Origin of the sequence: Kocuria dechangensis (genome assembly GCF_014636775.1) — a bacterium.
Lineage (GTDB): Bacteria > Actinomycetota > Actinomycetes > Actinomycetales > Micrococcaceae > Kocuria > Kocuria dechangensis.
Map to the genome: position 1 here is coordinate 125487 of NZ_BMEQ01000007.1, position 12295 is coordinate 137781.

At 76.9% G+C, this 12295-nt stretch carries 11 protein-coding genes; 3 read left to right on the plus strand and 8 right to left on the minus strand.

The window, feature by feature from the left end:
- Window positions 1-9: 9 nt before the first annotated feature.
- Entirely contained in the window at window positions 10-462 is a 453-nt protein-coding gene (locus tag IEW07_RS08905; RefSeq protein ID WP_229741681.1) for a pyridoxamine 5'-phosphate oxidase family protein, read from the minus strand.
- A gap of 215 nt (window positions 463-677) precedes the next feature.
- On the opposite strand from IEW07_RS08905, the gene IEW07_RS08910 reads away from it, so the two are divergent.
- Together IEW07_RS08910 and IEW07_RS08915 are read left to right on the plus strand one after the other, a co-directional pair.
- The gene (locus tag IEW07_RS08910) at window positions 678-2510 is read left to right on the plus strand and encodes a glycoside hydrolase family 13 protein (protein WP_188536367.1); all 1833 of its coding nucleotides are present in this window, start codon (window positions 678-680) and stop codon (window positions 2508-2510) included.
- Window positions 2511-2595: 85 nt separating this feature from the next.
- Complete coding sequence (locus tag IEW07_RS08915; protein ID WP_188536369.1) at window positions 2596-4938, plus strand: DEAD/DEAH box helicase; 2343 nt, start codon at window positions 2596-2598, stop codon at window positions 4936-4938.
- A 4-nt stretch (window positions 4939-4942) separates the two neighbouring features.
- Here IEW07_RS08915 and IEW07_RS08920 read toward each other — a convergent pair whose 3' ends face one another.
- The 7 genes from IEW07_RS08920 to ssd form a co-directional block, all read right to left on the minus strand.
- Window positions 4943-5287 (minus strand): Rv3654c family TadE-like protein, encoded by a 345-nt coding sequence (locus IEW07_RS08920; protein WP_371870221.1) that lies wholly within the window; start codon window positions 5285-5287, stop codon window positions 4943-4945.
- Window positions 5288-5384: 97 nt separating this feature from the next.
- Window positions 5385-5828 (minus strand): TadE family type IV pilus minor pilin, encoded by a 444-nt coding sequence (locus tag IEW07_RS08925; protein WP_229741682.1) that lies wholly within the window; start codon window positions 5826-5828, stop codon window positions 5385-5387.
- 207 nt (window positions 5829-6035) lie between these two features.
- On the minus strand, window positions 6036-6308 hold the full coding sequence (locus IEW07_RS08930) for a DUF4244 domain-containing protein (protein WP_188536371.1): 273 nt from the start codon (window positions 6306-6308) through the stop codon (window positions 6036-6038).
- 254 nt (window positions 6309-6562) lie between these two features.
- A complete protein-coding gene (locus IEW07_RS08935) occupies window positions 6563-7300 on the minus strand; it encodes a type II secretion system F family protein (protein ID WP_229741683.1) in 738 nt (245 codons plus the stop codon).
- A complete protein-coding gene (locus IEW07_RS08940) occupies window positions 7297-8055 on the minus strand; it encodes a type II secretion system F family protein (RefSeq protein WP_188536373.1) in 759 nt (252 codons plus the stop codon). The genes IEW07_RS08935 and IEW07_RS08940 overlap by 4 nt, the downstream gene beginning before the upstream one ends.
- Window positions 8052-9275, minus strand: coding sequence for a TadA family conjugal transfer-associated ATPase (locus IEW07_RS08945; protein WP_229741685.1), 1224 nt, complete (start codon window positions 9273-9275; stop codon window positions 8052-8054). Before IEW07_RS08945 ends, IEW07_RS08940 begins: the two co-directional genes overlap by 4 nt.
- Complete coding sequence (gene ssd, locus IEW07_RS08950; RefSeq protein ID WP_188536375.1) at window positions 9272-10387, minus strand: septum site-determining protein Ssd; 1116 nt, start codon at window positions 10385-10387, stop codon at window positions 9272-9274. Before ssd ends, IEW07_RS08945 begins: the two co-directional genes overlap by 4 nt.
- Window positions 10388-10515: 128 nt before the next feature.
- Between ssd and IEW07_RS08955 the strand changes: the two genes are divergently transcribed.
- Window positions 10516-12282 carry a bifunctional 3'-5' exonuclease/DNA polymerase gene (locus IEW07_RS08955; protein ID WP_229741686.1) on the plus strand — a complete coding sequence of 589 codons (1767 nt, stop codon included), beginning with the start codon at window positions 10516-10518 and terminating at the stop codon, window positions 12280-12282.
- Window positions 12283-12295 lie beyond the last annotated feature (13 nt).

Sequence of the window (12295 nt, forward strand, 5' to 3'; positions counted from 1 at the left end):
CGCGCGGGGTCAGTGGCCGAGGTGGAACAGCCGGCCGGTGACCTTGACGGGGGTGACCTCGACGTACTCGAGCTTGGTGGTCTCGAGCCAGGGCCGCAGGGGCAGCTCGTCCACGCGGCGGGTCTCCTCGGGGTCGGTGAGCAGGCGGGCGGTGCCGCGCACGATCACGGACCACGCCTCCCCGCCCTGGGCGTGGTCGACCTGGACGGCCACGTGCTCGTTGAGGATCAGGTGCAGCAGCTTGGTGCCCTGGGCGGTGCGGAAGTAGATCTTCTCGTCGTCGGCCACGAGGTTGATCGGGGTGATCTCGATCTCGTCCCCGTCCATGGTGGCGATCCGGCCGAAGCGGGCGCTGTAGAGGTGCTCCCAGCACTGCTCGGCGGTGAGCTCCGTGACCGGAGGCCGGTGCATCTGCGCCTCCTTCTCGGGGTTGTGCCCGGAGATGTTCATGGGGTTGCTCATGGCGCCATTCTGGCACGCGGTCCCTCCGGAGGTGACGCGTGTCTCCTCCGTGACCACCGCGAGGACCCGCCCCCTCCGGGAACAGGCTCGACCGCTGCACGACCGCGTGCCACGGGGCTCGCTGGAGGAGACCGTCGGAACCATGGGCCGGGCGGGCCCCTCCTGAGCTCCTCCCGCATAGGCTGGGGCTCCGGCATCACCCGAGGAGCAGTCAGATGAGCACCAGCCCCCAGCAGCACGACCTCTCCGGCCGGCCGGCCGGGCACCGGGCCGGCGGCGGAGCCGGACGGGCCCCGGCGTGGTGGTCCGACGCCGTCGTCTACCAGATCTACCCCCGGTCCTTCGCCGACTCCGACGGTGACGGGATCGGCGACCTCGGCGGGATCATCGCCCACCTCGACCACCTGCAGGCCCTGGGCGTGGACGTCGTGTGGCTCTCGCCCGTCTACCGGTCCCCGCAGGACGACAACGGCTACGACATCAGCGACTACCAGGACATCGACCCCGTCTTCGGGACCCTCCAGCAGTTCGACGAGCTGCTGGCGGCGGTGCACGACCGGGGCATGAAGCTGGTGATGGACCTGGTGGTCAACCACACCTCCGACGAGCACCCCTGGTTCGTCGAGTCCCGCTCGTCCCCGGACTCGCCCAAGCGCGACTGGTACTGGTGGCGGAAGCCCCGGCCGGGCATGGCGGCCGGCGCCCCCGGTGCGGAGCCGACGAACTGGCACAGCTTCTTCTCCGGCTCCGCGTGGGAACTCGACGAGGACAGCGGCGAGTACTACCTGCACCTGTTCTCCCGCAAGCAGCCGGACCTCAACTGGGAGAACCCCGAGGTCCGCCGGGCGGTCTACGCCATGATGGGCTGGTGGCTGGACCGCGGGGTCGACGGCTTCCGGATGGACGTGATCAACATGATCAGCAAGGACGTCACCGCCGACGGGCACCTGCACGACGGCCGTCCCGTGCCCGGCTCGCCATACGGCGACGGGTCGGACTCCTACATCTGCGGGCCCCGCATCCACGAGTTCCTCCAGGAGATGCACCGGGAGGTCTTCGCGCACCGGAGCGCCGAGCTCATCACCGTGGGCGAGATGCCCGGTGTCACCGTGGAGGAGGCTCGGCTGTTCACCGACCCGGCCCGCGCGGAGGTCGACATGGTCTTCCAGTTCGAGCACGTCGGCCTCGACCACGGCCCCGGCGGCAAGTTCGATCCCCGCCCGCTGCGCCTGACGGATCTGAAGGCCTCGCTGGGGCGCTGGCAGGAGGGCCTGGAGGAGGTGGGCTGGAACAGCCTGTACTGGAACAACCACGACCAGCCCCGCGTGGTCTCCCGCTTCGGCGACGACGGTCCCGCCCACCGGGTCGCCTCGGCGACCTGCCTGGCGACGCTGCTGCACCTGCACCGGGGCACCCCCTACGTGTACCAGGGCGAGGAGCTGGGCATGACCAACGCCCCGTTCACCGCCATCGAGGACTTCCGCGACATCGAGTCGATCAACCACTACCGCCACGCCGTGGCCGCCGGGACCGATCCGGCGGCGGTGCTGGCGGGCCTGCGCTGGACGGGACGGGACAACGCCCGCACCCCCGTGCAGTGGACCGCCGGGGAGAACGCAGGGTTCACCACCGGGACCCCGTGGATCCCGGTCCACCCGAACCACGACGTCGTCAACGCCGAGACGGAGCACGCGGACCCGGACTCGGTCTTCCACCACTACCGGCGCCTGATCGGGCTGCGGCACACCGAGCCCGTGGTCGTCCACGGCGACTTCACGATGCTGGTCCCGGACCACGAGCAGGTCTACGCCTTCACCCGGCGCCTGGGAGAGGTGGAGCTGCTGGTGGTCGCCAACGTCTCGGGGCGGGAGGTCCGCCCGGACCTCCCGGACGCCGACGCGTGGGCCGGGACCGAGGTGCTGCTGACCAATCTCCCCGCCGACGGCTCCGCGCGGGACCCGTTCCTCCTGCGCCCCTGGGAGGCCCGCGTGCACCGCCGGACCAGCGGCGCAGCGCTGACGGGGCCCACCCGGGCGCGGAGCTCCTGACCGCCCTCCAGGGCCTCCGCCCCGGAGCCCGCCGCCCCGGACCCCGCGGGCGGGGCCTCCCGGGCGGCGGTGGCACAATGAACCGGTGCTGTCCTCCGACCACGCCTCCCTGATCCCCCTGCTCGGCCGCGGCGACGCGCCGGAGCAGGTGCGGCACGTCCGGGAGATCCCGGACCGGGACGCGGTCACCGCGCCGTGGCCGGAGCACCTGCACCCGGACGTCGTGGGCGCGTACGAGCGGCTCGGGGTGCACCGGCCCTACCTCCACCAGGTCCAGGCGATGCTCGCGCCCCGCCACGTGGTGGTCGCGACCGGGACCGCGTCCGGGAAGTCCCTCGCGTACCAGGCGCCCGTGGCCGACGCCGTGCACCGCGGCCGGCTCGCGGCGCTGGCGAACCCCGGCATGATCCACCACCCCGACGAGGCGACCGCTCTCTACCTCTCCCCCACCAAGGCCCTGGCCGTGGACCAGCTCGGGGGGCTGGAGGCCCTCGGCCTGCCCACCCTGCGCGCCGCGACCTACGACGGGGACACGGACCCGGCCGAGCGCCGGTGGGTGCGCGACCACGCGGACGTGGTGCTGTGCAACCCGGACATGCTGCACTACGGGGTGCTGCCCAACCACGCGCGGTGGTCCCGGTTCTTCCGCCGGCTGAAGTACGTGGTGGTCGACGAGGCGCACTCCTACCGTGGGGTCTTCGGCTCCCACGTGGCCAACCTCATGCGGCGGCTGCGCCGGATCTGCCGGAGGTACGGGGCCGACCCGGTGTTCGTCGGGGCGTCCGCGACGTCCTCCGCACCGCACGCCTCCTTCGCCCGGCTCATCGGCGCCCCGGAGGCCGAGGTGACGCCGGTGACGACGGACTTCTCCCCGCACGGGCCCGTGACCGTGGTGCTGTGGGAGCCCGAGCCGACGGGCGGGGTCGGCGAGAACGACGCCCCCGTGCGCCGCACCGCCGTGGCCGAGGCGGCCGACATGCTCACGGACCTCGTGCTGCACCAGGTCCGCACCATCGCGTTCATCAAGTCCAGGCGCGGGGCGGAGACCATCGCCCAGATCGCCCACCGCCAGCTCGAGGAGGTCGACGCCTCGCTCGCCCACCGGGTGGCCGCGTACCGCTCCGGCTTCCTGCCCGAGGAGCGGCGGGCCCTCGAGGAGGCGCTGCGGGACGGCCGCCTGCTCGGCATCGCCAGCACGTCCGCGCTCGAGCTGGGGATCGACGTGGCGGGCCTGGACGCGGTGGTCGTGGCCGGGTGGCCCGGCACGAGGGCGTCGTTCTTCCAGCAGATCGGCCGCGCCGGCAGGGCGGGGCAGGAGGCGCTGGCCGCGTTCGTGGCCGGCGACGACCCCCTCGACACCTACCTCGTGAACCACCCGGAGGCGATCTTCGACGTGGACGTCGAGGCGACCGTGTTCGACCCCTCCAACCCGTACGTCCTGGCCCCGCACCTGTGCGCGGCGGCGGCCGAGCAGCCGTTGCGGGCGGAGGAGGTCGCCGCCTTCGGGCCCACGGCGGCCGAGGTCCTCGAGTCCCTGGCGCGCGCCGGGCACCTGCGCCGCCGACCGACCGGATGGTTCTGGACCCGTGCGGAGTCCGCGGCGGGCATGGTCTCCCTCCGGTCCGACGGCGGAGGGCCGATCCGCATCATCGAGACGGGCACCGGCCTGGTGCTCGGCACGATGGACTCCCCACAGTCCCACTACCAGGCCCATCCCGGGGCGGTGTACGTGCACCAGGGCCGCACCTACATCGTGGACGAGCTCAACGAGGCCGACCACTACGCCGCCGTGACCCGCGCGCACCCCGACTTCTACACCACCGCCCGGGACGTCACCCAGGTCAGCGTCGTGGCCGAGGAGCGCGCGGAATGCTGGGGGCCCGTCACGGTGCACTTCGGGCAGGTCCAGGTGACGACGAAGGTCGTGTCCTTCCAGCGCAAGGCCGTGATCTCCAACGAGGTGCTGGGCGAGGAGCCGCTGGAGCTGGAGGCCCGGGACCTGTTCACGAAGTCCGTGTGGTTCACCGTGCCGCAGCCGGTGATGGCCGGCGCGGGGATCGAGGAGCCCGACGTGCCCGGCTCGCTGCACGCCGCGGAGCACGCGGCGATCGGCCTGCTGCCCCTCGTGGCGTCGTGCGACCGGTGGGACGTGGGCGGGCTGTCCACGGCGCTGCACGCCGACACGGAGCTGCCCACCGTGTTCGTCTACGACGGGCACCCCGGCGGCGCGGGCTTCGCGGAGCGCGGCTACGGCACCGCCGTGGGCTGGCTGCGCGCCACCCGGGACGCGATCACCTCCTGCGAGTGCGAGCACGGGTGCCCCTCGTGCGTGCAGTCCCCCAAGTGCGGCAACCGCAACAACCCCCTGGACAAGCAGGGCGCCGTGAAGCTGATCGACGCGCTGCTGCGGGACGCGCCGGGAGGCTGAGCGCTCACGGGGCATCGGCGGCCTCCGGCGGGCCGGCCCGGGAGACCCCGGTGGCCGGGCCGAGCCGGGCCAGGGGGCCGGCGAGGTCGACGGCGGTGCGCACGTCCACCACCACGCGCTCCGGCTCCACCAGGCGGCACACGACCAGCTCGGCTCCATTGTCCCGGGCCACGCGCGCGGCCGTCCCGCACGGATCGCCCGCCACGAGACCGCGGGCCGTGTCCGCGGCGGCCAGCGCGGCGAGGTCGGCGGCCTTGCCCGCCCGGTGCGCCGCGACCCCCGCCTGGGCCAGCATCAGCACGGCGAGCAGCAGTGCGCCCAGGACCATGGCGAGGGTCAGCGCGTGCACGCTGCCGCTGCCCGTGTCCCCGTCCCTGTCCCCACCCCTCTCCCTGCCTCGCCCCCGCGGCCCCGGTTCCGCCGAGGGCCGGCCGGGACCGGCGGGCTCAGCCACCGGCCCCGGCCGAGGAGTCGGCCCCCTCGGTCGAGGCGGAGGCCTCGGCGCGGAGCTCCCAGCCGCCCCACGTGCCGAGGATCCCCGGCGCCGGGCCGGAGACGGTCACCGTGACCGTCCCGCGGTCCTGCCCCAGGCGCACGGCGGCGCTGTCCCCGGCGACACGGGCGGCGGTGGCACGGACGACCGCGGAGGCCTCGCCGCGCGCCGCGGCCCGGGCGGAGGCCCGCGCCGCCTCCTCGTAGCGGATCAGGGTCATGCCGGAGGCCCCGGCCGCGAGCAGGGCGGCCAGCAGCAGGACGAGCGCGGGCAGCAGGACAGCGGTCTCGGCGGTGACGACGCCGTCGTCGGCCGGGAGCGGACACGGGGAAGGGACGCTCCGGTGCCGGCCGGGCGGGACGCCGCCGGGCACGGGGCGGAAGGGGACGGCTGTCATGACGGGCTCCTCAGGATCGGGGGCGGACCCGGACGGATCGGGACGGGATCAGGACGGATCGGAACGGATCGCGGCCGGGCGGGCCGGAACAGGGCAGCAGCGGGCAGGGCGGGGCCGGGACGGCGCCGAGCCGGCGGGGCCCGCGACGACGGTTCGCGCCACGGGCTCCGCCCGCTCAGGCGCTCAGCCGCTCAGGCGCTCAGCCGCTCAGACGGAGAGCGCCTTGGTGATGAGCCCCATGAGGAGCTCCTGGACCTGGCCGGACGCGAGCACGGCGGCCATGACGCCGCCGAAGGCCGCGGCGGCGAGGACGACGATCGCGTACTCGACGGTGGTCGCGCCGAGATCGGCCGATCCTCCGGAGAGCGGCCGGGCGGCCGCCGCGGGGCTCACGGCATCGACAGCGGGGGCGGCGGCTCTGGCGGCGTCGGCGGCGGGCGCCGGCGCCACGGGCTGGACGGGATTCTGGTGCGGGGACATGACGGGTCCTTTCGGTGCGAGTCCCGGCGCAGGAGCGCTGCGGGACGACGGTGCGGAACGTGCGGTGCAGAACCGCTGTGCGGAACTGCTGTACGAAACGTGCGGAGTGGCAGAGCGGGACGAGGCGTGTCCCGGTGGGCACGGGCGGACGAGGCGGGGAGGACGAGAACGGGAGCGGGAGCGGCTCGGAGGAGCGCGGCTCCGGCAGCCGGCGGCGCGGCGGGCGGCGGCGCGGCGGGCGGCGGCGCGGCCGGTCATGCGAAGACCTCCGGCACGAGGCCCATGACGACCGGCAGCACGCCCCAGCAGACGAAGGCCGGCAGGGAGCACAGCCCGAGCGGCAGGACCAGCTGCACGGACAGGGCCTCGGCGGCGCGCTCGGCGCGGCGGTAGGCGGCCCGGCGCACCTGGGCCGCCTGACTGCGCAGGCTGCGGGCGGACGGCGCCCCGGAGGTCGCGGTGAACGCCAGCGCCCGGCGGTAGTCCTCCAGGTGCGGGGGAAGGTCTCCGGCGGAGGCCCAGGCCGTCTCCCACGGCAGGCCGAGGCGCAGGCCGGCGCCCACACCGCCCAGGACGGTCCCGGCGGCGTCCCTGTGGTGGCTGCCCAGGACGGCGACGGCCTCCGCGAGCGGCAGGCCGGCGTCGAGCATCGACGCGGTCAGCTCCACGAGCACCCCGGCGGACACCGCGGGCTCCGTCGGGTGGGGGCGGTCCCCGCACCGGGACCCGCGACGGCGTCCTGCCCCGGTCCCCGTCCTCGTCCCGATCCCCGTCCCCGGCCCCGGCCGGCGGACGGGCCCCAGGAGGCGGGACCTCGGCGGGAGGAGTGCCGCGGCGGCCGCGGCGAGCAGGAGCGCCGTCAGGACCGGCGCCACCAGGACCGGTGCGGTGACGACTGGTGCCGCCAAGGCCGGTGCTACCAGGACCGGTGCGGTGAAGGCCGGTGCCGCGACGACGTGCGCCGGAGCGACCAGCAGGACGAGCCCGCTCACCGTGCCCCCGCCGCCTCGGCGCGGGCGATGAGCGCCCGGGTCCAGACCCGGCCCGCAGCCGTCAGCACGGCCCCGGCGGCGAGCGCCGCCAGGCCCCACGGCGTGGTCAGCAGCGTGCCGAGGGGGTCGACGCCCATGAGCATCCCCAACCCGATGCCGAGCACCGGCAGCCAGGACAGGACCCGGACGGTGGACCGGGGACCGGCCAGGGCGCTGCTGCGCGCGGCGTCGGCGTCCAGCTCCGCCTCCAGGGCGTCGGCGAGGCCCTCGAGCAGACCGGCGAGAGGCGCGCCGGTGCGCTCCGAGACCTCCCAGCACAGCGCGAGCTCGGCGGTCGTCGCCACGGCCCGCCGCTCCAGCCCGCGGTGGCCCAGCGCCGGTGCCGGGACGGCCGTGAGCGCGGCGGAGGTGCCCAGGCCCAGGCGGGAGGCCGCGGCCACGGAGGCGCACAGCAGGCGGAGGTGCCGTCCGGTGGCGGTGCCGGGGCCGCGCCGGTCGGGCGGGGCGGCGCCCTCGAAGGCGGCGGCCGGGGACCGCCCGGCCTGCAGCAGCGCCGCGATCCGGCGCAGCAGGACCACCCACTCGGCGGCCTCGGCGGCCGCGTCGCGGGAGAACCGCCGCCGCAGCCGGGCGAAGGGACCCGGCGCGGGGCCGGGCGCGGGGCGCGCCAGGGCGCGGACCCTGGGGGCCGGGCCGCCGGCGAGCGCGGTGGCGCAGCCTGCCAGGCACAGGCCGAGGACGAGGACGGCGGTCACGACGCCCCCTCCGGGCGGCCCGGGGAGGTCCTGCCCCGGGCCGGGGTGAGAGGGCGGTCCAGCAGGGCGCACAGTGCGTCCCAGCCGGGACCGGGCTGCACCCCGCTCCCCGAGCGGACGGCCGCGGGCCGCGCGACGAGTGCGCCGTCCCGCTCCTCCAGCAGGGACAGGGTCCGCACCTCCCGCGGGCCGGCGTCGCGCGCGACGTGGACGAGGAGGTCCAGGGCGCTCGCGGCCTGCAGCACCACGGCCTCCCGGCTCATCCCGGCCAGGGCGCCCAGCGCCGCGAGCCGGGCGGGCACGGCGGCCGCGGAGTTGGCGTGGACGGTCCCGGCCCCGGCGTGGCCGGTGTTGAGGGCGGTGAGCAGCTCCCGGACCTCCGCGCCGCGGCACTCCCCCACCACGATCCGGTCGGGGCGCATGCGCAGGGCCTGGCGGACGAGCTCGGCGAGGTCGATCCGCCCCGCGCCCTCGGCGTTGGCGTGCCGCGCCTGGAGGCCGACCACGTGGGGGTGCGCCGGGCGCAGCTCCGCGGCGTCCTCGATCAGCACGAGCCGCTCGTGGGCCGGGGCGCAGGAGAGCAGGGCGTTGAGCAGAGTGGTCTTCCCGGCGCCGGTGGCCCCGCTGACCAGGAAGTTCGTGCCGGACCGCACGGCCGCGGCGAGCAGCCGCGCCAGCTCGGGGTGGACGGCCCCCGCGGCCACCAGGTCGTCGAGCGACAGCGCGGCGGGGGCGCGGAACCGGACGGACAGCAGCGTCCCGCCCGTGGAGACCGGCGGGAGCACGGCGTGCACGCGGTAGCCGGCCGCGGTCTGGACGTCCGCGCAGGGGTGGGCCGCGTCGAGCCGGCGCCCGGCGGCGGTGACCAGGCGGACGGCCAGGGCACGGACCTCGGCGTCGGAGCCGAAGGGGGACTCGACGCGACGCACTCCGTCCTGGGTCTCGACCCACACCTGGTCGGGGCCGTTGACGTAGACGTCGGTGAGGCCCTGGCGGGGCAGGAGCGGCTCGAGCGGGCCGAGCCCGGTGAGCTCGGCGCGGACCGCCTGGACGGCGTGGAGGGTCCCCGCGGCGCCCAGCACCCGGCCGCTCGCGCGCACGGCCTCGGCGATGTCCGCGTCCGTGACGGGGCCGGGGGCCAAGAGCAGCCGGTCCCGGACGTCGTCGAGCAGGGCGGCGTCCGCCGGGCGGGACCCCTGCCGCGGGACCGTGCCGTTCACCGCGCCGGCCCCACGGCGTCGAGGAGCCGGGCCACGTCCCTGGCGGCGCGCCGGGAGCGCCCGGCCTCCAGCAGCCGGCCGGTCTCGGCGGCCTCGGGCACGGAGCCGTCGAAGCGCACCTGCCCCGCGACGGGGAGCCCGGTGGTGGTCTCGGCGAGGGCGTCGTCGAGGTCGGCGACGTTGAGCCCCGCCGGCACGAGCCGGGCGGGGACGCCGGCCAGGAGCTCGGCGGCCCGGCGGGCGGCCAGCACCCCGTGCACGGTGCGCGGGGCGACGACGAGCACCTCGTCGCACAGGGCCGCGGTCTCCGGCGTCGCCGGTCCGGCGCGGCCCAGGTCCACGACGACGACGGCCGCGGCCCGGCGCAGGGCGTCGAGCACGGGAGCGTAGGGGGCGGGGGCCTCGTCCGGCCGGGACCGGCCCCAGGAGAGCCAGCGCAGCTGCCCCGTGCGGGCGAGGGCGGGCCACAGCTGCTCGGCGTGCACGGTCCCTGCGATCCGCAGCAGGTCCGGCCAGCGCAGGGCGTCCCGGTCCTCGAGGCCGAGCAGGACGTCGATCCCGCAGCCCTCGCGGTCGCCGTCCACGAGCACCGCGGGACGGCCGTCGCCCGCGGCGCGGTCGGCGAGCCAGCACGCGAGCGTGGACGTGCCCGTTCCGCCGACGGCGCCGAGGACGCCGAGGACCCGTCCGCGCCGCCCGGTGCCGGGCGGGCCGCCGGGCACCGCGGCGAGGCGGTCGGCCAGCCACCCGGCGGCGTCCGGGAGCACGGCCACGGGGCAGCCGCCGAGCTCGGCGGCGCGGTCCCAGAGCCCGGTGTCCTCGGGGCGGCCCAGGAGGACGGTGCCCGGGGCCACGCGGCCGGTCCCCGCGCGGCGGACGTCCAGCAGCTCGGCGTCCGCGGCGGGGCCGGGCGCCGCGCCGGAGAACGGGACGGGGAACGGGACGGGGACCAGCTCCGCGCCCGCGGAGGCGCAGACGCGCTCCACCGTGGCGCGCAGGGCGTCGTCGTCGGTGACGAGCCGCACCGTGCGGGCCCGCGCCGCCGGAAGGACGGCGGGGAGGTCCGCGGGGGCCGGGAAGGGGGTCGCGGGGCGCGGGGCGGCGGTGCTCATGGCCCCACTCTCGGCGCACGGTCCCGGACGACGGGCGGCAGCTCCCGGCGCTGTGGACGGGCCGGCGCGGCCACGGGATCCGGCCGTCGCGTGTGCAGTCCGGGCCCCGGCCGTAGGATGACGGATCCGTGCAGGACAATGAGCGGGTGCACATCGTGGTGGGAACGTCGACGGAGGGCCCGGGCGGGCACCGGGTCCAGCCCCTCACGGGCTCCGGCGACCCGGACGGGGCCGAGATCGTCGTGCCCCCGGGCGAGCTCGCGGCGTTCGTGGCCGAGCGGGAGGAGGCCGCCCGGCGCGCCGGTGCCACGCCGCCGCGCTGGACCTGGGAGCGCACCGCGGCCGTCTACCCCGAGCTGCTGGCGGCGGGGGTGCGCGTCGACCGGTGCCACGACCTGCGGCTGTGCCAGGCGATCCTCGCCACCGCCGCGACCGCCCACGGCTCGGGGGCCGACGGCCCCCTCCCCTACCGGCCCGTCCTCGAGCCCCTGCGCCCGGACGAGGCCCCCGGTCTGCTCCCGCCCCCGCGGCCCGCCCAGGACCAGACGAGCCTGTTCGACCTGCCGCGCGCCGGCGGACCGGCCGTCACGGCGCTCGCCGGCGAGCTGCGCGCCCAGCTGGCCGCCGTGGCCGGCGCCGCGGACCCGCGGCGGCTGAGCCTGCTGCTGGCCGCCGAGTCGCAGGGCGCGCTCGTCGCGGCGGAGATGCAGCACGCCGGGGTGCCCTGGCGGGAGGACGTCCACCGCGCCCTGCTGGAGGACGCGCTGGGCCCCGAACCCCCGCCCGGCGAGCGCCCGGAGAAGATGGAGGCCACCGTCCGGCGGCTGCGGCAGGTGCTGCGGGCGCCCGGGCTGAACCCGGACTCCCCGCAGGAGCTGCTCAAGGCCCTGCGCGCGGCGGGGATCGACGTCGCGAGCACCCGGCAGTGGGAGCTCGTCGAGTGGGCGCGGGCCGTGCCGGGCCTGGCCGCGCAGCGGCAGGAGCTGATCGCGCCGGTCCTGGAGCACAAGAAGCAGGCCCGGCTGCTCAGCGCCAACGGCTGGCACTGGCTGGACACCTGGGTGCGGGCCGGCCGGTTCCACCCGGAGTACGTGGTGGGCGGCGTGGTCACGGGCCGGTGGGCGGCCCGCGGCGGCGGGGCCCTCCAGATCCCCCACGTGGTGCGGGACGCGGTGCGCGCGGACCCGGGCCGCGTCCTCGTCGTCGCCGACGCCGCCCAGCTCGAGCCGCGCGTCCTGGCCGCCCTGGCCCACGACGACGCCCTGGCCGCGGCCTCCCGCGGGCGCGACCTCTACCAGTCGATCGCGGACCTCGGCGAGGAGCGCGGCTCGGAGCTCACCGAGCGCCCGCAGGCCAAGGTGGCGATGCTGGGTGCCATGTACGGGGCCACCACCGGCCAGTCCGGCCGGCTGATGCCCCACCTCGCCCGGATGTTCCCGCGAGCCGTGGACTACGTGGAGCGCGCGGCCCGGGTGGGCGAGTCCGGCGGGCAGGTCCGCACGCACCTGGGCCGGTGGTCACCGCCGCCCGGGCCCGCCTGGGACGCCGCCCAGCGGGATCTCTCGACCGCGGAGGCGGAACGGCGCGCCGGGGCCATGGCCCGCGCCCAGGGCCGGTTCACCCGCAACTTCGTGGTGCAGGGCACCGCGGCGGAGTGGGCGATGTGCTGGATGGGGAGCATCCGCTCCGCCCTGGCGCGGGAGGCCCTGGACGCGGAGCTCGTGTTCTTCCTGCACGACGAGATCGTGCTGCACTGCGCGCGGGCCGACGCCGCGCGGGCCGGCGAGCTGGTCCGGGAGTGCGCAGCGCAGGCGGCCCGGATCGTGTTCGGGCGGATCCCGGTGGAGTTCCCGGTGACCGTGGCCGTGGTCGAGTCCTACGCGGACGCCAAGTGAGCACCCCGCGGGG